This window comes from Paenibacillus zeirhizosphaerae (genome assembly GCF_030705605.1).
In the GTDB taxonomy this organism is placed as follows: Bacteria; Bacillota; Bacilli; order Paenibacillales; family Paenibacillaceae; genus Paenibacillus; species Paenibacillus zeirhizosphaerae.
Map to the genome: position 1 here is coordinate 1 of NZ_JAPCKK010000019.1, position 25,586 is coordinate 25,586.

The 25,586-nt window shown below is 52.4% G+C and carries 23 protein-coding genes; 18 read left to right on the forward strand and 5 right to left on the reverse strand.

Annotation, left to right across the window (positions count from 1 at the left end; genetic code table 11):
• Nucleotides 1-522: 522 nt before the first annotated feature.
• A complete protein-coding gene (locus tag OIN60_RS16160; protein ID WP_305755920.1) occupies nucleotides 523-741 on the forward strand; it encodes a hypothetical protein in 219 nt (72 codons plus the stop codon).
• Between the two features lie 695 nt (nucleotides 742-1,436).
• On the opposite strand, the gene OIN60_RS16165 is transcribed toward OIN60_RS16160, so the two are convergent.
• Both OIN60_RS16165 and acnA read right to left on the reverse strand, forming a co-directional pair.
• Nucleotides 1,437-1,586 carry a hypothetical protein gene (locus OIN60_RS16165; protein ID WP_305755921.1) on the reverse strand — a complete coding sequence of 50 codons (150 nt, stop codon included), beginning with the start codon at nucleotides 1,584-1,586 and terminating at the stop codon, nucleotides 1,437-1,439.
• 286 nt (nucleotides 1,587-1,872) lie between these two features.
• On the reverse strand, nucleotides 1,873-4,590 hold the full coding sequence (gene acnA, locus OIN60_RS16170) for an aconitate hydratase AcnA (RefSeq protein WP_305755922.1): 2,718 nt from the start codon (nucleotides 4,588-4,590) through the stop codon (nucleotides 1,873-1,875).
• A 245-nt stretch (nucleotides 4,591-4,835) separates the two neighbouring features.
• Between acnA and OIN60_RS16175 the strand changes: the two genes are divergently transcribed.
• The 13 genes from OIN60_RS16175 (at nucleotide 4,836) to OIN60_RS16235 (ending at nucleotide 18,327) form a co-directional block, all read left to right on the forward strand.
• Entirely contained in the window at nucleotides 4,836-5,837 is a 1,002-nt protein-coding gene (locus tag OIN60_RS16175; protein ID WP_305755923.1) for an amidase domain-containing protein, read from the forward strand.
• A gap of 55 nt (nucleotides 5,838-5,892) precedes the next feature.
• Nucleotides 5,893-6,984, forward strand: coding sequence for a D-alanine--D-alanine ligase (locus tag OIN60_RS16180; protein WP_305755924.1), 1,092 nt, complete (start codon nucleotides 5,893-5,895; stop codon nucleotides 6,982-6,984).
• Between the two features lie 81 nt (nucleotides 6,985-7,065).
• Nucleotides 7,066-7,389, forward strand: a complete 324-nt coding sequence (locus OIN60_RS16185) for a hypothetical protein (protein WP_305755925.1) — start codon at nucleotides 7,066-7,068, stop codon at nucleotides 7,387-7,389.
• A 126-nt stretch (nucleotides 7,390-7,515) separates the two neighbouring features.
• Nucleotides 7,516-8,391 (forward strand): inositol monophosphatase family protein, encoded by an 876-nt coding sequence (locus OIN60_RS16190; RefSeq protein ID WP_305755926.1) that lies wholly within the window; start codon nucleotides 7,516-7,518, stop codon nucleotides 8,389-8,391.
• 4 nt (nucleotides 8,392-8,395) lie between these two features.
• Nucleotides 8,396-8,653, forward strand: coding sequence for a hypothetical protein (locus OIN60_RS16195; RefSeq protein ID WP_305755927.1), 258 nt, complete (start codon nucleotides 8,396-8,398; stop codon nucleotides 8,651-8,653).
• Between the two features lie 128 nt (nucleotides 8,654-8,781).
• Nucleotides 8,782-10,563: a sensor histidine kinase gene (locus OIN60_RS16200; protein ID WP_305755928.1), complete on the forward strand. Its 1,782-nt coding sequence runs from the start codon at nucleotides 8,782-8,784 to the stop codon at nucleotides 10,561-10,563.
• Nucleotides 10,541-12,091, forward strand: coding sequence for a response regulator transcription factor (locus tag OIN60_RS16205; RefSeq protein WP_305755929.1), 1,551 nt, complete (start codon nucleotides 10,541-10,543; stop codon nucleotides 12,089-12,091). Before OIN60_RS16200 ends, OIN60_RS16205 begins: the two co-directional genes overlap by 23 nt.
• 185 nt (nucleotides 12,092-12,276) lie before the next feature.
• Complete coding sequence (locus OIN60_RS16210; RefSeq protein WP_305755930.1) at nucleotides 12,277-13,575, forward strand: ABC transporter substrate-binding protein; 1,299 nt, start codon at nucleotides 12,277-12,279, stop codon at nucleotides 13,573-13,575.
• A gap of 155 nt (nucleotides 13,576-13,730) precedes the next feature.
• Nucleotides 13,731-14,633: a carbohydrate ABC transporter permease gene (locus OIN60_RS16215; protein WP_305755931.1), complete on the forward strand. Its 903-nt coding sequence runs from the start codon at nucleotides 13,731-13,733 to the stop codon at nucleotides 14,631-14,633.
• Nucleotides 14,634-14,636: 3 nt separating this feature from the next.
• Nucleotides 14,637-15,476: a carbohydrate ABC transporter permease gene (locus tag OIN60_RS16220; RefSeq protein WP_305755932.1), complete on the forward strand. Its 840-nt coding sequence runs from the start codon at nucleotides 14,637-14,639 to the stop codon at nucleotides 15,474-15,476.
• A 57-nt stretch (nucleotides 15,477-15,533) separates the two neighbouring features.
• Nucleotides 15,534-16,811 carry a rhamnogalacturonan acetylesterase gene (locus tag OIN60_RS16225; RefSeq protein ID WP_305755933.1) on the forward strand — a complete coding sequence of 426 codons (1,278 nt, stop codon included), beginning with the start codon at nucleotides 15,534-15,536 and terminating at the stop codon, nucleotides 16,809-16,811.
• Between the two features lie 50 nt (nucleotides 16,812-16,861).
• Entirely contained in the window at nucleotides 16,862-17,896 is a 1,035-nt protein-coding gene (locus OIN60_RS16230; protein WP_305755934.1) for a glycoside hydrolase family 88/105 protein, read from the forward strand.
• Between the two features lie 38 nt (nucleotides 17,897-17,934).
• Nucleotides 17,935-18,327, forward strand: coding sequence for a sensory rhodopsin transducer (locus OIN60_RS16235; RefSeq protein ID WP_305755935.1), 393 nt, complete (start codon nucleotides 17,935-17,937; stop codon nucleotides 18,325-18,327).
• A gap of 96 nt (nucleotides 18,328-18,423) precedes the next feature.
• Here the strand turns inward: OIN60_RS16235 and OIN60_RS16240 are convergent, their stop codons facing one another.
• A complete protein-coding gene (locus OIN60_RS16240) occupies nucleotides 18,424-19,356 on the reverse strand; it encodes an NADP-dependent oxidoreductase (RefSeq protein ID WP_305755936.1) in 933 nt (310 codons plus the stop codon).
• A gap of 149 nt (nucleotides 19,357-19,505) precedes the next feature.
• Here OIN60_RS16240 and OIN60_RS16245 point away from each other — a divergent pair, with 149 nt between their 5' ends.
• From OIN60_RS16245 to OIN60_RS16260, 4 genes are all read left to right on the forward strand, one after another.
• On the forward strand, nucleotides 19,506-20,375 hold the full coding sequence (locus OIN60_RS16245) for a LysR family transcriptional regulator (protein ID WP_305755937.1): 870 nt from the start codon (nucleotides 19,506-19,508) through the stop codon (nucleotides 20,373-20,375).
• 90 nt (nucleotides 20,376-20,465) lie between these two features.
• Complete coding sequence (locus OIN60_RS16250; protein WP_305755938.1) at nucleotides 20,466-20,873, forward strand: RrF2 family transcriptional regulator; 408 nt, start codon at nucleotides 20,466-20,468, stop codon at nucleotides 20,871-20,873.
• Between the two features lie 92 nt (nucleotides 20,874-20,965).
• Nucleotides 20,966-21,871 (forward strand): NAD(P)/FAD-dependent oxidoreductase, encoded by a 906-nt coding sequence (locus OIN60_RS16255; protein WP_305755939.1) that lies wholly within the window; start codon nucleotides 20,966-20,968, stop codon nucleotides 21,869-21,871.
• Nucleotides 21,872-21,907: 36 nt separating this feature from the next.
• Nucleotides 21,908-22,801 carry a class I SAM-dependent methyltransferase gene (locus OIN60_RS16260; RefSeq protein WP_305755940.1) on the forward strand — a complete coding sequence of 298 codons (894 nt, stop codon included), beginning with the start codon at nucleotides 21,908-21,910 and terminating at the stop codon, nucleotides 22,799-22,801.
• Nucleotides 22,802-22,959: 158 nt separating this feature from the next.
• Here the strand turns inward: OIN60_RS16260 and OIN60_RS16265 are convergent, their stop codons facing one another.
• Together OIN60_RS16265 and OIN60_RS16270 are read right to left on the reverse strand one after the other, a co-directional pair.
• On the reverse strand, nucleotides 22,960-24,276 hold the full coding sequence (locus OIN60_RS16265; RefSeq protein ID WP_305755952.1) for a glutamate-1-semialdehyde 2,1-aminomutase: 1,317 nt from the start codon (nucleotides 24,274-24,276) through the stop codon (nucleotides 22,960-22,962).
• A 211-nt stretch (nucleotides 24,277-24,487) separates the two neighbouring features.
• Nucleotides 24,488-25,582: an LCP family protein gene (locus OIN60_RS16270; RefSeq protein ID WP_305755941.1), complete on the reverse strand. Its 1,095-nt coding sequence runs from the start codon at nucleotides 25,580-25,582 to the stop codon at nucleotides 24,488-24,490.
• Between the last annotated feature and the right edge of the window lie 4 nt (nucleotides 25,583-25,586).

Sequence of the window (25,586 nt, forward strand, 5' to 3'; positions counted from 1 at the left end):
TATGGATCTTACGAAGCAAATGATTTTGGGGGACGAGTTCTTCTAAACAAACGAATTCGTAGCTATTTTGCACATTCGAATTGGAGCGAAGCATGCAACCACCGCCTTGTTAGGATACTATATTATATCATATTAACGCGGTGAATAGATGAATAATGAAAACAAAAAATAGCCTGTTGAGGGTTTCTCAACAGGCTGAAGGAGCTACCAGGCGGTAGCTCCTATTTCATTGAGCAGAGCTCGTAAGCTGGCAGGCAAACCAATACTACCTAGCGGCTGCGCATGGGCTTTCAGAATGCATTCAGGCGAGAGAGTCAATGGGCAACTGAAGCAGCTCAGCCGGCAACCTGGAGCCAGTGTCCGGAGAGCCGTACATACACCTCCTGGAACCGCCGGTTGAAGCGTTGAATGTACCTTGTCCGTCCCCGGCCGATCAATGCAACTTGGCATCCGCAGAACCGGCAGCCTAATATTGAGGATACTGCAGAGTCGGCTTGTACATCCCGATAAGAGGCCAGCAGCATGTGCATTGGGATCTGCAAATGCAGCATTGAAAGCAGATGGGTCACCGACAGACTGGCAAAACAGAATCCGAAAGTACAGGCAGGTACGACGTCGGCCGCGCTTGCAGTCCGGATCCGCGCGACGCACGAAGAGCAGCTGCAGCTCAGCCGGCAGCTTGGCGACCTTGTGGAAGCTACCCGCACAACGCCGGCATGCAACCCGCCGCGCAGTCTGTAGTATGATACGGATCCGTGTGGGGCTCGCTGGTAGCTCCGCCGAGTTGCCGGCAGCTCACGTAGCGTCGCACCCTCCGTACGAACCGCCTCGGCCATCCAGTGGTCTGGCTGTAGCTTTCACAGCAGCGCACAAGTTACCCTGTAATCCCGTGGCTGTAACGTCTCCGGATGATAGCATCGGCTTGCTCTGGACTGGCGACCGAACCTTTGTAGCTGCACACAACGATCGTCCGGCATGATCAGCGTACCTGTGAGCAATGCAGCTGAGGCAGCAGACGAGCAGAGGAATGCCGGCGCGGTAATATGATAAACCGGAGTCCTCGGAGCACGGATATCATGAAAGTCTGGTGTGCGCCCCTGTCCTCAGGTGTACTGCGACAGGTTACTTGTAAAAGATATAACGATTATTAGAGAAATTTATCCATATACTCGGCTTCTATCTAATCTATAATGTCTGAAGAGTAACTGCTATACGTATCAACAATGCTCAGTGGAACTTATCATAACAGCCAGGCCGGGAAACCCCGGGGGGGATATTTTTTTATTGATTTTCGAAGATTAGCTGTATTTATCAGCTAAAAGCAAGCCATTCGCCACTTACCAGCAATCCGGTGGCCAGGATCGATCCCTCATTAATCTGCGAGAAAGTAATTAATTCATCACACAAAAAAGAGACCTCAAACCTTTGAGGGCGCCTTATTTTTGGCTCATTTTTTCTTTTAACACGTCCTGAAAGCTGATTTTTTTCTCGTGGCTGTCTTCTTTCTTGCTGGCTGGTGTCTGGTTCGTTCTTGGGTATTGGGGGTTAAACGGCATGAGTGTATGTATCGTCACATTATAATTCATTTAGATTCCTCCTCTACTTACTTAGACGTTCAATATTACCCTGAGGTTTCCTGTTTTAAACAAGACTTGTTAAAAACAGTAAGAAGGTCTTGTGTTTCGAGAGGACCGTAGTAAAAACGGCTCAATATATGAAAAAACGCTCACGTACAAACAGGGCCTGTAGGCCCCGTATCATGGACCGGCTGCATGGGAACTATGTATCAGGAATATGACCTTCAGACACACGAAAAAAAGCCCTTCAGGACGATGAGCGTCCTGAAGGGCTTGGGTGCAAAATATACATCATTTACTGTCCATTTTGGATCATTTGGCGCAGTACGGTTTGCAGAATGCCTCCATTGTGGTAATAATCGATATCCACCATGCTGTCGAGACGGGCTGTCACCGGGAACTCGAATTTCGTGCCGTCTTCGCGCTTGGCGACGACGGTGAGAGTTTGGCCCGGTTTCACGTTATTGTCGAGACCCACAATATCGAAGGTCTCGTGGCCGTTCAGCCCGAGGTTGGACCAGCCGTTGCCTTCCTGGAACTGCAGTGGCAGCACGCCCATGCCGACCAGGTTGCTGCGGTGAATCCGTTCAAAGCTTTCCGCGATGACAGCCTTCACGCCAAGCAGGAATGTGCCTTTGGCTGCCCAGTCGCGGGAGCTGCCTGTACCGTATTCCTTACCGGCAAGGACCACCAGGTTCTGCCCTGCTTCCTGATACTTCATGGAAGCATCATAGATGGACATCACTTCTTCTGTAGCCAAATATTTGGTGACGCCACCTTCGGTGCCAGGCGCAACATGGTTGCGGATACGGATATTCGCGAATGTGCCACGCATCATGACCTCGTGGTTGCCGCGGCGGGAACCGTAGGAGTTGAAGTCCTTGCGTTCCACCCCATGCTCGTTCAGGTACTTGCCTGCAGGGCTGTTCACCGCGATATTGCCCGCTGGGGAAATATGGTCGGTCGTTACGGAATCGCCCAGCAGTGCGAGTACACGTGCGTTGCGGATTTCCTGAATGTCCTTCACGCCGTCCTGCAGCCCTTCGAAGAACGGAGGGTTCTGGATGTAAGTGGAGTTCGCATCCCACTCGTACAGCTCGCCTTCCGGAACATCAATGGCATTCCATTTCTCGTTGGCTGTAAATACATTTTCATACTTCTGGCGGAACATATCCGGGCTGAGAGACAGGCTGATCGCCTCCTTGATTTCCTCGGAGGTTGGCCAGATGTCTTTCAGGTAGACCGGCTCGTTCTGCTGGTCATAACCGATCGGCTCGTTCTGCAGGTCAATGTTGACCGTGCCTGCCAGCGCGTAAGCGACAACCAACGGAGGAGAAGCCAGATAGTTGGCTTTAACCTGTGCGTGCACACGTCCTTCAAAGTTCCGGTTGCCGGACAGAACGGCCGCAACCGTCATATCGTTATCCGCAATCGCCTGGCTGACTTCATCGGGCAGCGGACCGGAGTTGCCGATACAGGTCGCGCAGCCGTAGCCTGCAACGTGGAAGCCGAGCGCTTCAAGCGGCTCAATCAGACCCGCCTTCTGCAGATACTCGGTGACGACAAGCGATCCCGGAGTCAAGCTGCTCTTCACATAACCCGGCTTCACGAGGCCGCGCTCTACGGCTTTCTTGGCAAGCAGGCCTGCACCCAGCATAACGCTCGGGTTGGAGGTGTTGGTGCAGCTTGTGATCGCCGCAATAACAACCGCGCCTGCTCCCAGTTCGCTTGTGGAGCCGTCTTTGTGCGTAACCGCCACTTTTTGCGCGATTTTCTCATCGCTCAGGCCGTAGCCGCCTTTGTCAACAGGTGTGCGAATGATGCCGTTGAAGTTTTCTTTCATATGGGTAAGCTCAATCCGGTCCTGCGGGCGCTTAGGTCCTGCAAGGCTCGGTACGACGGAGGCAAGATCCAGCTCGATCGTATCGCTGAACACCGGATCAGGAGTGTCCGCTGTGCGGAACATGCCTTGAGCTTTGTAATATTCTTCGACAAGCGCAACCTGCTCATCGCTGCGGCCTGTGCTGCGCAGATAAGCCAGCGTCTCGGCATCCACAGGGAAGAAGCCGACCGTTGCGCCGTATTCCGGAGCCATGTTGGCGACAGTCGCACGGTCAGCAAGGCTAATGTTCGCCAGACCCGGCCCGTAAAATTCCACAAATTTGCCTACGACACCCTTCTTGCGAAGCATTTCCGTAACGGTAAGAGCAAGGTCTGTTGCGGTTGAGCCTTCAGCCAGACTGCCTGTCAGCTTGAAGCCAATGACGTCAGGTGTTACGAAGTAAAGGGGCTGTCCAAGCATGCCGGCTTCCGCCTCGATACCGCCGACACCCCAGCCTACAACGCCAAGACCGTTGATCATGGTGGTGTGGGAGTCCGTTCCGACAAGGGAATCCGGGAATACAACCGTCTCGCCGTCCACGGTTTTGGTAGCTGCCACGGAAGCCAGATACTCCAGGTTCACCTGATGCACAATGCCTGTGGAAGGAGGAACGGCGCGGAAATTATCGAATGCCGTCTGTGCCCAGCGCAGGAAACGGTAGCGTTCCTCGTTGCGCTCGAACTCGACGTTGATGTTGTAATCCAACGCATCCTTGGAGCCGAACGCATCAACCATAACGGAGTGGTCGATAACCAGATCAACCGGCACAAGCGGGTTGATCTGGTTCGGATTGCCGCCGGCTTTCTTAACGGTATCCCGCATGGCTGCCAAATCGACAACTACCGGTACTCCGGTGAAATCCTGCAGCACGATACGTGCGGGGATGAAAGGGATTTCTTTATTGGCATCACGTTCTTCCGCCCACTTTGTCAGTTGTTTGACATGCTCTTCCGTAATAGCGTGGCCGTCAAACTGGCGCAGCGCCGCTTCCAGCAATACCTTAATAGAGAAAGGAAGCTTGGTAACCCCCGATTCCCCTTGTTCTTCCAGAACCTTCAGGCTGTAGTAACGATAGGATTTGCCGTTAACCTCCAGGCTGCGGGCGATTGAAAACTGGTCTTTTTCTGACATTAAAGTACCTCCTTGGCAGAGTCGTTTCACTTGATGAAACCCTATTTCAAAATCAGAGCTTTTGTAATAAGTATACCGTTTTCATTCTTATTCGTAAAGGGCTTTACAAGGATTAAAGCGCTGATTTTTGAACGGTCTATTCCAGAAGAAATGCCGTTTCATAGGATCGCTTCTGCACTCATACAGATAATACTAGGAATATGTCCCGTGGGTAGGGCGGGCAGGGTAGAAAAGGGGGGAGAAGCATGCTGAACCCGGATTGGAAGCAGGCATTATTCACATATGTAAATCAGTTCAACAGATGCGAGGTCGAATACAGTCCGCTTAAGGAGGAGAATGTGATTACAGACTTGCGTTTTCTGATGAAAAGGGGAGAACGCATGGTCAGAATGAAGGAATGGCACAGAGAACGGGGAAGTACTCCGCTTCGCGCCGAGACGCGGGTTAAGCCGGAGCGTGTGATCCGGGAGACGGAAACGGAAGTGGTTGCCGATGTTCTTCTTCATGTCCGGCTTTTCTATGATAAGGCCGGCATGACCCACCAGGAAGAACGGGTGGAGCAAGAGCGTTTGACGTTCGAGCCGGAAGGCGAGCAATGGAAGGTAAGACAGGTGGAGAGAAAGGTCGGTGAGCAACGGCTGTCCGGCGCTGAAGCGCCTTTTGAACATGCTTCGTATTTGCAGGCTGAGAATATGCCACTGCTTAATCAGAGCGTGCTTGGCTTTGGCACAGGTGGAAGATCGAACAGGTACCGTCGCGAGGAGGCCGCTGCCTACGCGGAACGATGGTGGAACAGGGCCAATCCTGAATTTGAGAACTTTGAGGTGGATTGTACTAACTTTATCTCCCAGTGTCTCTTTGCAGGGGGAGCGCCTATCCACTATACTGGTAGAAGAGAATCGGGCTGGTGGTATAAAGGAATGGCGGGCGAACGTGAATTATGGAGCTATAGCTGGGCCGTAGCGAACAGTCTGGGTCTGTATCTGAGCTCCAGCACCTGGGGACTTAGCGCCTATGAAGTAGCAAGGCCCGATCAACTGACGCTTGGGGATGTCATTCTGTACGATTGGGATGGAAACGGCAGATTTCAGCACAGCACCATCGTGACGGCTTTTGATGCAGGGGGCATGCCGCTTGTTAACGCCCATACGGTAAGTGCGCGCCACCGCTACTGGGATTACCGTGATTCCTATGCATGGACGGAGAAGACGGTCTATCGCTTCTATCATATAGCGGACCAGTTTTGACCGGCTGGCGCCGTCATCAGCCTGTTCAACTTGAAGAAGGAAAGCGGAGGTACATATGGTTGAGAAGAATTTGACCGTGGGCTTGGTGTACGGGGGAAAATCGGGCGAACATGAGGTCTCGCTGCAGACCGCATTTGCCGTTATGAATGCATTTGATTTCAGGAAGTATAATATTATTCCTTTCTATATTACGAAACAGGGCGAATGGAGAAAGGGAGAGGTGCTGGGCGCGCCGTTTGATGCAGCAGAGGAGCTTAGGCTGGAGAGTGCGTCCGGTGGCACGAAAGCAGCTATGGACTCCCTGTTCGCCAGACTTTACGGTGAGTCGGCGGGTCCAGACATCATGTTCCCGCTCCTGCACGGCACGTTCGGTGAAGACGGAACGATTCAGGGACTGTTCGAAATGGCCGATATGCCTTATGTGGGAGCGGGCGTGCTCGCTTCCGCGGCGGGTATGGATAAAGGAGTCATGAAAAAGCTGTTCGCCCAGGCGGGACTTCCGCAGGTGGAATACTGCTATTTCCATCATGCCCAGTGGGAGAGCGGCCGCCAAGGCCTGGTGCAGGAAATGGAAGATAAGCTGGGTTACCCTTGCTTTGTGAAGCCGGCGAATCTTGGCTCCAGCGTTGGCATTTCCAAAGCGCGAAACCGGGAGGAACTGGAGCAGGCTGTAGAGTATGCGTTCCGCTATGACATAAAGGTCATCGTCGAGGAGTTTGTCGATGCGCGCGAGATAGAGGTCAGCGTGCTCGGCAATGAAGAGCCGGTTGCATCAGTGCCGGGCGAAATCGTTTCTTCGGCAGAATACTACGACTATGCAGCCAAATACACGGACGGCCAATCCGAAATGCGGATTCCCGCACCGATTGACGAGGAGATGGCGGATCAGATTCGCGAAGCGGCACTGCAGGCTTTCCGTGCGATTGAAGGCTGCGGAATTACCCGTGCCGACTTTTTTCTGCGCAAATCCGACGGCAAGTTCCTGATCAATGAGGTCAATACAATGCCGGGCTTTACCCCGTACAGTATGTACCCGTTGCTGTGGCGTGAGACAGGACTATCCTATGCAGAGCTTCTGGACCGTATGATAAGCCTGGGGCTGGAACGCTATGAGCGCAGATCCAGGCTGAATTACGAGAATAGTTAGGTTTCCGCAGGAGATCCATGAAGGGAGTGCAGGCTCCCTTTTTCCGCTTCCTGAATTATTTTTTTGAAAAGAGGTGCCGAGATGGGGTTCCAGACTGAGTTTAACTCTGTATGCAAATTTAAAAGCGAGCAAGAGCTGTACGAGCTGCTGGAATATGGTCGCGGCAAAATGGTGAAAAGCGGTTTGCGCGTGTTTCCGACCGGTCAGAAGGTAATTGCATACAGTCCGGATAATACTGCGGTGGCTATTGTCAAAATTATGGGCTGTATTGCGGAGATCAATTTTCAGGATGAGGAAGTCACGGAGGTCGAGATGGTGCTCGTCCGCAGGCTGAACGAAGAAGAGGCGCGGGTGCAGACGGCGCTTGCTTATGAGATGTTTTTCGGGGAACAGGCATCCTCTTGACGGATTGAATCGCTGTACGGCATCATTACCGGATTCGAATTTAGGCGAAACTTTGCATCGGGCACGGCGTATCCTGTTAAAGTCAGCTTATTTGCTCGATAGATTGCTATAGAAAGTAGAGTGAGCATGTTGAAGGAGAAAGACGAAGAGAAGGTTCCCTATGTCGTATCTAGCAAAAGCTACACTGCTGTGGCGGTCAATGCCGCTTCCAAGGCTGGAGAGTGGATCAAGAGCAGATTGGGGACTGTAAAGCAGCTTAGCACGAAGCATTCACCTCAGGATCTTGTAACCGAGGTGGATAAAGGTGCAGAACAGATGATTCGCAGGCTGATCCAGACCCATTTTCCCGATCATGCGATCCTCGGCGAAGAGGGGGTAGGGCCCGGTGCGGAAGCGTCGGCCAAGGCGCTTGCTGCGGCGCGTGAGGAAGAGTATCTCTGGATTGTCGATCCGGTGGACGGAACAACGAATTTTGTGCACGGGCTTCCCTTTTATTCCGTTTCGATTGCCTTGGCGCACAAGGGTGAAGTAATCGTAGGTGTCATTTACGATCCTTCGCGGGATGAACTGTTTGTGGCTGAGAAGGGAAAAGGGGTATACGTCCACGGTAATCCTATATCCGTATCCGGGGAACAAAGCTTGTCTGACAGTCTGGTGGCTGTCGGCTTTCCACCGGATCCCGGCTTTGCCCTGCCGGTCAACATGCGGGCCGTCCAGGCTTTGGCTCCGCAGGTCAGAAGCTTGCGGGCTGTCGGCTCCGCCGCTCTGCACTTGGCTTATGTGGCTGCAGGGAGACTCAGTGCCTATACGGAGGTTGGACTGAACGTGTGGGATATTGCTGCGGGCGCACTGCTGGTGCAGGAGGCGGGCGGTACCGTTACCGACACGCTTGGCCAGCCCTATGATCTTGGTATCCGGCATGTGATCGCCAGCAATGGGGCGATTCACCAGGAACTGGCCGCTGTTTTGCAGACTGCGGGCGCAACCGGACAGGAGGAATGAAGTCATGGATGGTCCGGAAGAGCTGGAAAGAAAGCTGCGCGATATGCTGACCGAAGGCGAGATACAGACGGATGACGGGAAGGAACGGGAACGGATGAACCTGGCGTCAAAGTACGAGGTTCGTATTCAAACCCAGCTTGACCCGATCGTGGAACATACGCTGAAATATCGCAGCATGGCCAAGGAGCTAGACGGCCGATATGATGAGTACATGGGAAGGGCCCAGCGCTCCAAGCCCGCGGATGAGCGGGAATCGAAATGAAGGACAGGACATGCTTTGTGAAAATACCTCTTGCCGAAGCGAACGGCATGGGGTATTTTTTAACTTAAAGCTCCAATAACGATTCGAAGCCCCATTCCCCGCACCGCACGAACCGTGAAGGAGGAGATATGTTGGCGCATAGAATTAAAAACGCTTTCATACATGCTGGGATTCATCGTAAGATGCTGCTGCTCATTTCGATGCTAATGCTCGCCAGCTTTATTATTTTTGCGGCGGTGCTGGGTTACGTGTTTCGGATTTATGATGAACAGATGTATCTCAAGACGTCTGAGGTGCTCAACATGTCCTCCATCGGTATAGAGAATCAGCTCAAGGATATGGAGCAGCTTACCTTTAAGGTTGTGTCTGATGAGCAGTTGCAGGAATATCTCAGGCGGCTGGAGAGCGAGACGTCTCCTTATGCCAAATTGGTACTGCGCAAGAAGATTACCAACCGGCTCATCGCGTTCGCTGGATCGGAGAAATATGTGTACTCCATGATGCTGATCGACAATCAGCATCATGTCATGGCGGCAGGCAACCGGGAGGGCATTCCTGAGAAGCTGCGGTCAGATCTGGTCAGACTTGCGGAAGGGAAGAGCGGCTCCATCGCTTGGTATGCCGGCGGTCAGTCTTCTTTGCTGGCGTCGCGCCAGCTCAAATCGTTCTCCGACGCCTCCTTCTCTCTGAAGGGCCTCGGCACATTGGTTGTGCGTGTTCGTATTGATCGTATCGTCAATGACCGTGTGCGCGATGAAGATAGCGGTCAACTGATGATTACGGACGGCACCCAGTTCATTTATCCGGAAAGGCCGATGCTCAACCCGGCGGAGCTCAGATCTGAGCTGGACCGGAAGCAGCCGTACGGCATTGCGACTTATGCAGGAGGAACGTATTTCACAGCACAGGCTCGTTCTTCTTATACGGGCTGGACCTACCTACATACAACTCCCTTTGATGAAATGTTCCGCAGTATTTCGCTGATCAAGCAGCTGGTTACCGTTATTTTTGTTCTGCTGCTGCTCATTGCTTTGGCTTTAGGGGCACGCCTGTCCGGCAGCATCACGAGGCCCATTCACCAATTGATCAGCCAAATGCGAAATATTGAAAAAGGGGATCTGGATAAGCTTGAAGAAGAGGCCCTTGGTCTTACTCCCCCCTCATCCCATAGTGAAGTACGGCTGCTGCACCGTACATACAGGAAGATGATCAGGCGCATTCGCGAGCTGATTAATGAAAATTATGCGAAGCAGCTTCTGCTAAGAGAAACTGAATTGAAAGCGCTTCAGGCACAAATCAATCCTCATTTTTTATATAACACGCTGGAGTCAGTCAATTGGCTCGCCAAGGTGAACAAGCAGCATAAAATATCGGAAATGGTGGAGGCGCTCGGCTTCCTGCTACGCAGCGCGGCAAGCTTCCGTGAGCAGTTGATTCCGCTCGAAAAGGAGCTGGACATCGTCCGCAGCTACGTCACGATCCAAACGACTCGGTTTGAGGAACGGCTCCTGTTCAGCCTGGATGTGGAGGAGGGTCTGGACGAAGCTCTGATCCCCAAGCTGACGCTGCAGCCGCTTGTAGAGAATGCCATCCATTATGCGCTGGAACCCAATATCAACCCGTGTACCATTACCATTACTGTCCGACAGGTAAATGGCATGCTGCTTGTCCGGGTACAGGATGACGGTCCTGGCATGAGCGAAGCGTTCCTTGCAAGGCTGAGGAGCGGCCAGATCCGTACGCGCGGACAGGGCATCGGCTTGAGCAACATTCAGGAACGCATCAAGCTGACTTTTGGCCCGCAGTGGGGACTTGAATTGGACAGCCGACCGGATGAAGGAACTGCGGTTACGATAAGAATTCCTTTGATCAAAGGGGGAGAACGGCATGTACAAAGTGCTGTTGGTTGATGATGAGCGTGTCATTCTGGACGGCATTTCCCAGGTCGTGGATTGGAACAGCGCCGGCACCCGTCTTATCGGAACGGCCCGCAACGGTATTGAAGCCTATGATCAAATCCGTGACATCCAGCCTGATATTGTAATCAGCGACATTTCCATGCCTGGATTGGACGGCATCGGGCTTGTCGCGAAGACCTATGAGCAATTTCCGGATATCCGGTTTATCATGCTCTCCGGCTATAAGGATTTTGATTATGCCTGCCGGGCGATGCAGTACGGTGTAAAGCATTATTTACTGAAGCCGTGCAACGAGCAGCAAATCCAGAAAGCGCTGGAGGAGCTGCTGTCAGAGCGGAAAGAGCAGTATGAGCGGGAGACCTTCGTCAGCCGGATGAAGCAGGATTTTCGCAAAATGCTGCCGCATGTCAAGGAGCAGTTCCTCAGAGAGCTCATCACGAACAAAACGTACGGTAGCCGTGAATTGGAATATTATCAGCAATTGTTCGGCCTTGAGCTGCGCGGGCGGCAGGTCAGGATGCTGATGATGCGGTTGGAGGATGCGCACGAGCCTGAGCATTTGTTCGCCCTGCAGAACATCGCCTCCGATCTGCTGCAGGGTGGATTGTTCAGCACGACGATTGAAGGACAGTTGCTGCTTGTCGTGGAGAATCCCGCCGATTCGGCAGCGCTGATCCATGATATCGAAACGGTCAGAACCACATTCAGCAGGTTTTACAAGCTGGAAGTCACCGCCGCCGTCAGCGAAGCGGACAGAATGCAGCATGCGAGGAGGATGTACAGGGAGACGCTCCATTGCATGAATCACCGCTTTTATACGGGCAAAGGCAGTCTGATCACCAAGGAGGATATTGCTCCGGCGGAGCTGAGGGAGAATGCGGACTTCGAAATGGATGAGGACCAATTCTGCCTGCTGGTGAAGGCGGGCAACGTTGAGGAAGCATCCGCTGAGGTGGATCGGTTATTTAATATCATGACGCAGCAGAGATATGAAATCGCTGTCACCCGCTCCTATGTGCTGCAACTGTATGCGGCGCTAATTCGCATTTGCCCGCAGGAGGACCGGCTGCTATTTACGTCGCGTATGGCGGAACTCGCCGAGATCGGAACGCTACCGGCTTTGAAGGCTTTTGTGAAAGAAGCGGTGGAGCGGCTGACGTCTATGTACTATAAAAGAAACATTTATCGCCAGTCCTCCACGGTGGAGAAAATGATCGTGATCATCGAGGAGAACTATATCAATTCGGAGCTCTCGCTGAACGGTGTCGCCAACCAGATGCTGTATATGAACTCAGACTACCTCGGGAAAATATTCAAAAAGGTCACCGGGGAAACCTTCTCCCACTATGTGAACCGCTTCCGGATTGAAAAGGCGGCTGAATATATCCGCAGCAGCGGGGATGTGAAGGTGTTTGAGCTGGCCGAAATGTTCGGCTTTGGCGGTAATGCGCAGTATTTCAGCCAGGTATTCAAGAAATGGACCGGCAGGACGCCATCCGAATATATTAAATCACAATGATGATCAACAGAGGGACTGGCTCCAGCGAGCGGGTCCCTCTGTTTTTTGAAGAGTTGAGGCCGGATTTGTGTATTCAAAACGATTAACCGATTTGAGACAATACATACAGGAGCAATGAAAGCGTTAACAATAGACGGGGATGAATCGATTGGGCTCCACGATAACAGTGAAAAGGGGAGAGCTACATGAAGAAAAAGAGTCTCTTGGCAGTCATAGTTCTCATGCTCATGCTGACTGCAGCCTGCAGCGGCGGGGGAGGAGGAGGCGGTGCCAGCAATGGTGGGCAAAATTCGGGTGACGGTCAGGTTACGCTGCGGATTGCCTGGTGGGGCTCGGATAAGCGCAGTGAATACACCCAGCAGGTCATCGACTTGTATAAGCAAAAGAATCCGAACGTTAAAATCGACGTGGAATACGCTTTGTTCGACGATTACTGGAAAAAGCTCGCCCCGCAGGCAGCGGCCAATCAACTGCCGGACATCATCCAGATGGATGTGTCCTACATTACCCAGTATGCCAAGAACGGGCAGCTTGAGGATTTGGGGCCATATCTGAACCAATCGATCCAGCTTGGGGATGTGGCGGAAAATGTCCTGAAAACAGGTGTGATCGAAGGCAAGCAGTATGGGGTTCCGACAGGCGTCAACGTGCTCGGGCTCCATTATGATCCGGCACTCTTGAAGGAGACGGGGCTGGAAATTCCGGAGAACTGGACTTGGGAGCAGTATAAAGAGCTGACCAAGCAGGCTGGAGCGAAGGGAGTACATTTCGACAGCGGCATGCAGGCGGATATCTTCTTTAACTACTTCCTGCGTACCAAAGGACTGTCGTTGTACAATGCGGAAGGTAACGCGCTGGGATATGATGACGACCAATTGTTTGTAGAATTTTTCGGAGGTTTGGCCGATTCCATTAAGAGCGGCGGTACGCCATCACCGGAAATTACAAACCAGATCAAAGGCATTCTGGAGGAGAACCAAATTGTTAAGGGCAAGGCTATCGGTGAATGGCAGTGGTCCAACCAATTTGTGGCTCTGCAGCAGGTAGCCGACAAACCGATGGAGCTGGCTCCGATGTTCGGTCCCGATATGGAAAAAGGGATCTATATGCAGCCGTCGATGTATTGGTCTATTGCATCAAGCTCCAAAGTGAAGGAAGAGGCGGCCAAGTTTATCGACTTCTTCCTCAATGATGTGGAAGCCAACAAATTGATCAAGGGTGAGCGGGGCGTGCCCATTTCCGGTGCTATCAAGGAAGCCATCGCGCCCGAACTGAGTGAGCCGACACAGCAGGTGTTTGATTACGTCGCCGCAATGGAGCCGAAGGCTTCGCCGATGAGCCCGCCGCCTCCGGTCGGATCGCCTGAAGTCATTGCGACGCTGACCGATTATGTAGAGCAGATCAACTTCGGTCAAATGACGCCTGAGGATGCGGCTGCCCAATTCCGCGCCGACGCGAACAGCATCCTGTCCAACAATATGTAATCGGCCGGCGGATAAAACAGTACGGATTTGCATAAAGGGCAGGCCTGAGGGACAGATGTCCGCTGCCTGTCCCTTATGCGCCGCATGCAACAGCGTGACATACCGTGTGCCCGGTTCCGTAGGAGGGCCGTACGCATTTAAGGAGGTTGATCCTTGTGAGGCTCAAGTCTACACTGAGGGCGGATTTGACGGGATATGCTTTTATTAGTCCGTTCATAATCGGTTTTCTTGCTTTCACTTTCGTTCCCATGTTCATCTCGCTGTATCTTTCCTTTACAAGCTACAATCTGTTCACCTCTCCACGCTGGATAGGCCTGGACAATTATGAAAAAATGTTTACAGGTGATCCGAAGTATTGGACCTCTGTCAAGGTTACCTTTATGTACGTATTCATCGGCGTGCCTTTAAGGCTGATCTTCGCGTTATTCATCGCCATGATTCTGAATACAAAATCGCGGATGGTAGGGACCTACCGGACGATGTATTATCTGCCCTCTATTATCGGAGGCAGTGTGGCCGTGTCCATTATGTGGCGGAACATCTTTAGCAATGAAGGTGTAGTCAACAAAATACTGGCTCTGTTCGGTGCAGGGCCTGTGCGTTGGTTCGGTGATCCGGACGCCGCTTTGATCATGCTGATCGCGCTATCCGTATGGCAGTTCGGGTCCTCCATGCTTATTTTTCTGGCCGGACTCAAGAACATTCCCCATGAGATGTATGAAGCCTCCAGCGTGGATGGCGCCAATCCGGTCCGCAAGTTCTTCAGCATTACACTGCCGCTGCTCAGTCCAATCATCCTGTTCAACCTGATTATGCAGACGATCAGCGCTTTTATGACCTTTGTGCCTGCATACATCATTTCCAAAGGCGAAGGCGGTCCGATGGACGGCACGATGCTGTACTCTCTGTATCTGTTCCGTCAGGCGTTCATGTTCAACAATATGGGTTATGCCTCGGCGATGGCTTGGGCGATGCTGATCATTATCGGTATTCTGACGGCTATCCTGTTCATGACCTCCAGGTTCTGGGTGTTCTATGAAACGGAAAGGGGGCGCTGAGTTATGGTCTGGAAATCGGTCAAATGGCCTGTCTACCACGTGCTTGTAGCCGCTCTGGCCATTCTGATGCTGTATCCGGTAATTTGGATGCTGTTCAGCTCATTCAAGGAGAGCCGCACGATCTTCATCACGGCGGGCACGCTGCTTCCGGCAGAGTGGAAGTGGGAGAACTATCTGGTAGGCTGGCAGGGAGTATCTGGCTACAGCTTTGGCAGATATATTTATAACTCGCTTGTGCTTGTGGTCATTTCGACCATCGGGGCGGTCATATCCTCTTCGCTGATCGCTTTTGGATTTGCCCGGCTGCGGTTCAGGGGGCGCAATCTCTGGTTTGTGCTCATGATGGTGACGCTAATGCTGCCGCATGATGTGGTCCTTGTGCCGCAGTATATTATTTTTGCTAAGCTCGGCTGGCTGAATACGATTCTTCCCATCGTCGTGCCTGCCTTTTTCGGGATGCCTTTCTTCATTTTCCTAATGATTCAGTTTATTCGTACGATCCCGAGCGAGCTGGATGAAGCGGCCACAATTGACGGATGCGGCAAGTTCAGGCTGTATGCGCAAATAATTTTACCCTTGCTAAAATCGTCGCTCGCCACGGCGGCCATCTTCTCGTTTTACTGGAGGTGGGAGGATCTGCTCGGTCCGGTGCTCTATCTGAACTCCCCGGAAAAATATACGGTATCCATGGCGCTTAAAATGTTCCTCGACAGTGAGGCGGCCTCCAACTGGGGCGGGATGTTCGCCATGTCGATCGTGAGTCTGGTTCCGGTCATTGTTGTGTTTTTCTTATTCCAGAAGCAGATTGTTGAAGGAATGAGCACCAGTGGCTTGAAAGGGTAGTCTGTGAACGGAGGAAGTACCAGGAAGGGATGTAAGAATAGAGAAAGGGGATCGGGAATGAAGAGTGTGGAAGCTGCAGACCTGTCGGCGGCAAGCGGTGGACAGGCGCAGAATATAGGGAAGCAGGCGGAGCTGGATAGGGGGCTGCCTCGGACAGACGACTGGCGGTTCGATTTCGGGCCTGGAGCCGCGGCGGAAGGCTACAGGGCCGTAGGCCCTGACTGCAGGTATGATGCCGATAAGGGGTATGGCTTCGAAGATGGCGGAAGCGTCTACGGACGCGACCGGCGTCTGCAGGAAGATGGGGCGATGTCGGGTGATATGGCCGGTACGAATATTCCCGGTACGAATATTCCCGGAGGGGACACGGGATTGTCGCGCCTGCGGGGCAGCTTCTGTATCCCGCTGGGCGCCGTCTTCCGTGTTGACCTGCCTGATGGCACCTATAGGGTGACCCTGCTGACCGGAGACGAACTGGCGGATACGCACACGCTGGTTAAAGCGGGCGGAAGCAAAAGAATACTGCCTCCGGTCCGAACGGCGGCAGGGCAATTTGTGGAGCACCGGTTCGCAGTTCAGGTATACGGAAGCACGCTACGGCTTGCCTTCGCGGGCAAGGCTCCGCGCGTGAATGCGCTGGAAATCGTCTCCTCCCCGAATACGCTAACGCTCTTTCTTGCCGGCGATTCTACGGTCACGGATCAGCCGGCTTCAGGCTACCCGTACGCAGGCTGGGGGCAGATGCTGCCCGCCCTGTTCAAGCATGATGTGTGTGTAGACAACCATGCGGTATCAGGCAGGAGCTCGCGCAGCTTTATTGAAGAAGGGCGGCTGGATGTGCTGATGTCCCGCATGAAGGCAGGAGATTTTTTGCTGATCCAGTTTGGACACAACGACGAGAAGGCCGACCCGCGGCGCAGCACGGATCCGCATACGACGTATAAGGAATATTTGCGCAGGTATATTGACGCCGCCCTTGCGGTTAAGGCTCAGCCGGTGCTGATTACACCGGTGCAGCGAAGATACTTTGATGCGGAGGGACGGCTGGCGGACACGCACGGGGAGTATGTACCGGCGGTGTGTGAATTGGCTGCAGAATGCGGAGTTCCGTTGATCGATCTGGCAGAGAAGACACGTGCTTTACTTGAACAGGCAGGGCCGGAGGGCAGCAAGGAATTGTTCATGTGGACGCTGCCGGGAGAATATATGAATTTTCCCGCCGGGATGGAGGACAACACCCATTTTCAGGAAACGGGTGCTGCCCGGATTGCGGGACTGGTGGCCGAAGCTGTTCGTGAGCTTCAGCTTCAGCCGCTGTTGATGTATTTAAGATAGCTGGTAGTTACGTGATAATGCAGATCAATGAACGGGAGGAGCTGTTGGAAATGCCAGCATTAGTTTTTGATGAGGAGCACGTGAAACAGGTCATTGACCGTGTGGTTGACCGGACCTTCAATATGGATTTTAGCTGGGATTGGCCTGGAGGAGTGGCATTTTACGGTGTATGCGAGGCATATGATGCCACTGGGAAGGAAGAATACCTGCATAAGCTGAAGGCATGGGTGGACGAGAATATTGAGGATGGATTGCCCAAGCTGTCGGTCAACGGGGTATCCATCGGGCACTGCCTGCTGACGTTGTACCAGGTGACCGGCGAGGAGACTTACCTGAATATTGCCAAGGAAATGGCGGAATTTCTGGCGCATAAGGCGGAGCGGTTTGCCGATGGGATTTTCCAGCATACTGTAAATTCACTGCATGATGTGTTCCCACAGCAGGCCTGGGTGGATACGATGTTCATGGCGGGGTACTACCTGCTCAGAATCGGTCGTCTGCTGGACAATAAGGCATATTTCGACGATGGTCTGAAGCAGTATCACGGCCACGAGGAATTTCTGCAGGACCCGGATACGAATCTGTATTATCATGGCTGGGACCATGCGAACCAAAGCAGAATGTCCGGCATCTATTGGGCGCGCGGCAATTCCTGGGCAGCCTTGACGATGGCCAAAGCGCTGAAGCTGATTGAGGTGCAGCATCCGTCTTATATGATCATTGCCGGTTCCCTGCGTGATCAAATGAGCGCGCTTGTCCGTCTGCAGTCACCGGAAGGCTTGTGGCATACCGTTCTGAATGACGAAACCTCCTATCTGGAAACATCGGGCTCGGCAGGGATAGCAACGGCACTGCTGATGCAGGGTAGACTCTACAACAAATATTCGCAGAAGGCGATTGACGGCATTCTGTCCTGCATCAAGGAGGACGGCACGGTCACGGGCGTGTCGGCAGGTACGGCCGTCATGAATGACATTGACGGTTACCGGGATGTCCCTTACAAGCGGATTCAAGGCTGGGGACAGGGGCTCACGCTGGCATTTCTGGCTGAGCTGCTGCGCACGAAAGAAAATCCGTTCGGCTGACGGATGATCCGTGCCGATAGGGCAAAGGAGGATGAGCCATGAATGGCGGAGCATTGAACAGGGAGAAGAAGGGAAGCTGCTTCTGGGTCATTCCCGACGGCTACATCCCGCCTGACAGCAGCGGAGAGCTGGTCAGTCATGAGAGCATCTGTGTACTGAATTGCGGGGAGCAGCCCGCACGGCTGCGAATCAATATTTACTTTGAGGAACGGGAGCCGCTGGAAGGGATTGGGGAGGTGGTCGAGGGAAGGCGAACCCGCCATATCCGCACTTCTTCTTTGGAGAAGGACGGTGAACGGATTCCGGCGGCGGTGCCTTACGCGATCACGGTTGAGAGCGACGTGCCGGTGTTCGTCCAGTATAGCAGGCTCGACACGACCCAGCCGGAGCTGGCCTTGATGAGTGTGATGGCTTATCCGGCGGACAGGTAAAAATATATAGCAGCTAAAGTAAGAGAGGAGCCCCGAAAAGGTCCATTTGGCCTGGGGCTCCTTCCTGTCGGCATCTCTGGATTCATGGATTTCTCCTCAGTCCATTACAAGAATAACTTTGCCGCGCCCATGTCCCTTTTCAACTTCCCTATGGGCTTCAGCCGCTTCACGGAGGGAAAATGTCTTTCTAACCAGAATTTTGAGTTTCCCTTGAACATAGAGATGAACCAGATCATCTAACCGTTTGTTATTGCGATTACTGCTAATCCAGCGAATTCCAAGCCGTTCATAATCCTTAAATGCATATATCGTTCCAACACGCTTAATATCTCTGGTTAGCTCTACAGCAGCCATTAGCCCGTTTCCCCCGGCGGCATCAAGTGATGCATCAATTCCATTGGGAGCCAGAGCTTGCAGTTGTTTCGTGAGGTCAGAGTCATAGCTGACCGGAATCGCGCCAAGGGAACGAAGATAGTCATGATTCTCTTTCCTTGCTGTAGCAATAACGGTTGCCCCACGCTCCCGGGCGATTTGCACCGCTACTGTGCCTACTCCGCCGGCTGCTCCATTGATGAGCACCGTTTCCCCCTGCTGTATCTGTAATTCCTCTATAGCCGTATGGGCCGTTTGTCCAGCCCCCGAGAGCCCTCCTGCGACTTCCCAGGACATGGAATGCGGTTTGCGGACAACCTGATCTGCCGGTACTGCAACATATTCGGCATAACATCCAAGTGAACGGAAGCCCGTAACTTCATCACCCATCGCGAAGTCCGATACATTCTCACCCAACTGAACAACTATGCCTGAAAATTCGTTACCTACAATCTGGGGAAAGGTGATGGTTGCCCCTGGGGGCGTCCATCCTGAACGGACAGCGCAATCCGCCGGCTGGACACCTGCTGCTTTAACACGGACAAGAATTTCATGGGCCCCGATTTCCGGGACATGGACCTGAATCAACCGCAGAACCTCCGGGCCCCCAAATTCGGCAAGCGCCGCTGCATTCATCTTTTCTTCGGACAGATGCATCTTGAACATCTCCTTATCTATAAAAAGTGAAATGGATTCTTTCTCTCTGCTGCCACTTATATTACAATTGAAGATGAATAATTTAAAATATATCTTAATATATTAATCAATAACTTTAAGTATATCGATTTTCGTGGGGGCCATGCCGGATGGAACTGCTGCAGCTAAGATATTTTCAAAAGGTAGCCAGGATGGAGCATATGACCAAAGCTGCAGAGGAGCTTAGGATCGCTCAGCCGGCACTCAGCAAGACGATTGCCAAGCTGGAAGAAGAACTGGGCATACCGCTGTTCGACCGCCGGAACAGGCAAATCCAATTAAATGAGTATGGCAGAGCCTTTCTGATGAAAGTGGAGGAGGCTCTTAATGCGCTCGAGGAAGGCAAGAGGGAGATTACTGATCTTGCAGGGATGAAAAAAGGCAGAATAGCGATCGCAACCAATGCGCTGGGACGTTTATCGAACCCACTCAAGGTGTTTCGTGAAAACCATCCGGAGGTGAATTTCCGCATTCAGCAAATCGCTCCTTCGGCTACAGAGGATATGGTGGAGCTTCTGCACAAGGGTGAGGTCGACATGTGTTTTACGGCTGCACCGCTTAATCAACCGGGAATTAAGGAAATAGGGGTCCTGCATGCCGATCTGCATCTGGCAGTTCCTCCGGGACACTGGATGGAAGGCAGGGAGAAAATAACGCTGGAGGAGACGGCACAGGAGCTGTTCATCGAGTATAAGGAAGGTCATCCATTCAGGGCAATGAATGAAGAGCTATACCGTAAAGCGGGCATACGCCCGGAGATTGTCTGTGAGGTAGAGGAGCCTTCCGCTTTAATGAGCCTGGTACAGGCGGGGTTGGGCGTTGCGTTGGTTCCGGCCTGCAGAAGGGATGAATCGCCGGTAGCTATGCTGCAAATTCCGGGTTCAAGGCGTACTTTTACGATCGCATCGTGCGAAAATCGTTATGTCTCCCTCGCTGCCCGGGAGTTTCAGCGTTTTCTGATTCAGTACTTCCAAGAATAAAGTGAATATTTTTCGGGAAAAAGATACTTGATAATCTGTTTCAATGAAGTTATTATAGATTCATAAAGTCTTTTATGAAGGTGTGACCTCATGAAGTACTCACAAGCAACTGACTATGCACTGCATGCGATGCTAAATCTGGTAATTGCCGCTCCGGACAAACCTGTGGGAGTAGCGCTATTGGCCGAGAAGTTGGGGGTTTCTCAGACCTACTTGTCCAAAATGATGACCAAACTCGTTAAGGCGGGGTTAATTCAATCCGTTTCAGGAGCTAATGGCGGGTATCGGCTTCGGCGCAACCAGGAAGATATTTCGTTTTTGGACATCATACACGCGATCGAAGGAACTGCCTCGATGTTTGAATGCAGCCTGGATCACGGCAGTGAATGTCTCATTCAGCAGGTTGTGGTCGAAGCCGAGCAGCAGTTGGAGCAGTTTTTGAGAAGCAAGAAAATCTTCGATTTGGCGCAACAGGCGAAACAAATGAAGGCGGAGTAATCATCCGCCATTCTCTTTGGGATTATTATGGATATAATTAGTCTGTAATAACTTTAAATAGGGGTGGCGGGAACTATAAGGAGGAATTCAGCGTGATTTATGATTGTGCAATTGTTGGTGGAGGGGCAGCAGGATTGAGTGCCGCCTTGGTATTGGGGAGGGCGAGAAGGAGTGTAGCGCTGTTGGATAACAGTCAACCGCGCAACGCGGTTACGCGGGAATCTCACGGGTTTCTTACCAGGGACGGGGTCACCCCCTCCGAATTCCGGCACATCGCTTATGCGGAGGTGTTGAGTTATCCTTCGGTAGAGCATCATGCTGCAAGAGTGACGGATATCCGCAAGCTGGAAGCAGGTTTTCGAATCGTCATGGACAACGGCGTGACCATACAAGCCCGCAAGCTGCTGATGGCTAGCGGTCTGAGAGAAGTGCTGCCGTCAATCCCTGGTATTGCTGAGTTTTATGGAAAAAGCCTGTTTAATTGCCCTTATTGTGACGGCTGGGAGCTTCGGGATCAGCCTTTGATTCTGCTTGCCGAGCAACCGAGAGTGTATCATGCTGCCAAGCTGCTCTACCATTGGAGTCCAGATCTGGTTGTCTGTACGAATGGCAGCAACGTTCTGACAGATGAAGAAAAACAGGTTCTGACCTCGCGGAATATCCAGGTGACAGACGAAAAAGTGGCTGCTTTTCATGGGACGAAAGGAAAACTGGAGCAGGTGGAGTTTGCCGACGGCTCGCGGATTGAACGAACAGGCGGCTTCATAGCTCCCCAACTGCTGCCGCAGACGGATTTTCGTGAAAGCCTTGGTTATGAGATGACAGAGGCAGACGGAATTTCAACAGACGCGACGGGAAAAAGCACGGTTCCAGGTTTGTATGCCGCCGGAGAGGCCGCTTCCGGAGCCTCCATGAATCTGATTCTGGCTGCTGCTGCGGGCAGCATGGCGGCCATGAGCATCAACGTGGAATTGATGGAAGAGGAATTTTCATCATAAATAATGCAAGTGAAAATAAGGAGAGGGTGACTTTAGATGACACAGGATATATTTGATGCTCGTATTTGGGAAGAGGCATGGAGGACGGATCCGACCACATTTGCCAATCGGACGAAGAAAGCAGGTGTTGATCCTGCGCGCAGCTTCGATTACAAAGCCAAAGATTTTAACGAGCAGGTGTTTAGCGAAGAAGGCGTTAGGAGAAGGGAGAGGATTATCGGGTGGTTAGAGGCTCAGGGAGTAGATTTCGATGGTGCTTCTGTTCTTGATGTAGGAGCGGCATCGGGGGGATTTTCCGTTCCTTTTGCCGAGCGTGGCGCAAATGTAACGGCTGTGGAGCCCAACGTTCCGTTGGGTGAGCTATTGGCGGAAAATGCGAAGCGGGTGGAGGACGGCAGCATAACCATAGTGAGAGAGACCTTTGAAGCGATTGACCTTGAAGCTGCAGGCTGGAGAAATGCTTTTGATATCGTATTCGCCTCGATGTGTCCAGCCGTAAGGGATTGGCAGAGTGTAGAGGACCTGATCAGCTGTGCCAGCCGTTACTGTTATATCAGCCTGATAGCAGGCAGCTCCGAACACGGGCTGATGGATCCTATCAAACAGTTGATTACGAATCGGAAGGTTGAGCACCATCATTCAGAGATGGGCTATTTGCTCCAGCTCCTTTATCTGAAAGGATATTCCTATACATCTCTTGTTACCCGTGAAATGAAAACCGTCGAAATGTCCATGGAAGACGCTATTCAGGAAGTTATGACTTTGCTGCGTCAGCAGCTGCTGCCTGTGGATGAGCGTTCCCTGAGCATTGTTACCGATTATTTGAATCGAACTTACCCGGACAACAAGGTTGTATTCCAGCAGGGAGGACGTTTCGGCAAAGTGCTCATCCAAACCCGTGATCAAAATATGTACAGCAAACAGGCTTAAAAAAAACCTAAAAGAAGTCCTTCCAGCAACAATAAGTATTAAGGTCTGCCCCAAAAGCGTTTGTATGACTTTGGGGCAGACCTTCAATTTTTTTGTTGAATCAATGAGGCTGTTTAAGCTACTAAGAACCGGTTCTGAATCTACTCAACAAAATATATTTATTTCCCTTGTGCCATAAGGCGGAGCGACTCGTCGGCGGCTTCGAGTGTCGTGTCAATGTCGGCGTCCGTATGAGCGGTCGTTAGGAACCAGGCCTCATACTTGGAAGGAGCCAGATTAATACCGCGGTCCAGCATGTGGCGGAAGAAGGCTGCGAACGCTTCACCGTCCGTATCCTGTGCTTCCTCATAGTTCGTCACCGGATGATCGCAGAAGTGAGTGGAGAACGCTCCGCGGATCCGGTTAATTGTCATAGGCACACCATGGCGCTCCGCCGCAGCCTGCAGTCCGTCAGTAAGCTTCACGGCGAGCCGTTCCATTTCCTCGTACACGCCTTCACCCTGCAGCACCTCCAGACATGCGATTCCTGCGGAGATTGAAGCCGGATTGCCCGCCATCGTGCCTGCCTGATAAGCCGGACCCAGCGGAGCGACCTGCTCCATGACCTGTTTGCTGCCGCCGTAAGCCCCGATTGGAAGCCCGCCGCCGATGATTTTGCCAAGGGCCGTCAAATCAGGCTGAATGGCGTCCAGGTTGTCCAAGCCTGCATAGGTTTGGGTAGAACCGTAATGGAAGCGGAAGGCGGTAATGACCTCGTCATAAATGACGAGCGAGCCGTTGGCGCGGGCCATCCTGCACAGTCCTTCCAGGAAGCCGGACTCCGGCATCACCATGCCGAAGTTGCCGACGATCGGCTCGACCATCACGGCCGCGACATCCTCTCCCCAATGCTCAAGCGCTTCACGGAGGCAGTCCAGGTCATTGAACGGAACGGTGATCACCTCGTTTGCTATGCTGGTCGGAATCCCGGCGCTGTCCGGAATGCCAAGGGTAGAAGGTCCCGAGCCTGCGGCTACGAGCACGAGATCGGAATGACCATGGTAGCAGCCCGCAAATTTAATGATTTTGTTACGCTTGGTATAGGCACGCGCAACACGGATCGTGGTCATGACCGCCTCGGTGCCGGAGTTGACGAAGCGGACCTTGTCCATGGAAGGAATGGCTTCCTTCAGCATGCGGGCCAGCTTGATTTCCAGGGCAGTTGGCGTTCCGTACAGCACTCCATTGGCAGCGGCTTCCGTTATCGCTTTAGTAATATGAGGGTGGGCATGACCGGTAATGATTGGGCCGTAAGCAGCCAGATAGTCAATATACTGGTTGCCGTCCGCATCCCAGAAGTAGGCGCCCTGCGCCTTATCCATGAACACAGGAGCCCCGCCGCCTACTGCTTTGAAGGAACGTGACGGACTGTTCACGCCCCCGACAATATGCTCAAGGGCCTCCCGGTACAGGATTTCAGATGTTTTTCGGTTCATCATATGTAAATTCCTTTCTTAAATTCTTATAGTTAAAAACTTGAACTGCATACTTGTCCATTATAACAGACTTACTCTACATCAGGACGTGACATATTCTATACAACGATAAGGGGATACTAGGTGCGTGAAGAGCCTTCGGTCGTAATATTTCCACAGGAAAAAGGCAACCCGTGGGCTGCCTTCGGTTAAGATAACGCATACTTTTGTTTTATAGTTCTCTTCCGCTTGAGCTGCTGTCGCCATCCGTAACGGAGGTATCCGCATCTGTGCCTGTGGAGGAGCTTCCTGAATTGTTTTCCTTGCTGCTTTCCACAGCTTGTTCACTCTCCCCGTCGCTGGACGCGGGCACAGTAGTAAAGAGATCCTGCACATATTGCTTCAATTCATCGGAGTTCCGGATCGTCAGCACGGCGGCACCGCCGATTCTCTCTTCAACAAGCAGATTCATCGGAGGAACCTGTTCACTGCCCGCGAAGCTGCTCTGGTATCCGAGGCTGGCGAGCTTCAGCATATCGGTAACGGCCAGGTTGGTGTCAATATACGGATTGACCTGCTCCAGAATACTCGGCAGCTTGGCTATCGTTGTTGTTGTCTGCATTTTGTCCGCCACGGCTGCCAGGAATTCGCGCTGCCGGCTGGAGCGGGAATAGTCTGACAGAGCATCATGCCGGAAACGGACGTACTGCAGTGCGGTAGCCCCGTCCAGATGCTGCATCCCCTCTTTTAAGTTAATATCGTATTCGTGATTGTCTGCTTTGCTCGTATAATACATGTCTTTCTCAACTTCAAAATCGACACCGCCGATGGCGTCCACCAGCTTGATAAAGCCCTGGAAATCGGTATACACATAATACTGCACGGGTATGCCGAGCAGATCGCTTGCCGCCTGCATTGCCGTGTTCGGGCCGTGTGTTATAGCTGTATTGATCCGATTGGCCCCATAGCCAGGAATCTCCGTATAGGTGTCACGGAGGAGGGAGAAGAGGCGGATCTTCTGCTGTTCCGGGTCCAGCGAGACCACCATCATGCTGTCGGAACGTGGAATTTCTCCCTTTTTCGTCCCGCGTACATCGACACCCATCAGCAAAATATTCACCGGCTCGGTGCCTTCCCACTTGGGTGGGGCGGGAGTCACAGCCTGGTCTACCTTCTCGATATTTCGGAACGGGGAAGCTTCCCCAGTCTTCTGGAGTTGATCCAATTGGTTATAAATAGAATTGACATAATAGCCCGCAAAGCCGATAACCGACGCCAAAACTAAGGCCACAACGGTCCAGATCGTCCTTTTGGTCTTCCTGGTCATGATG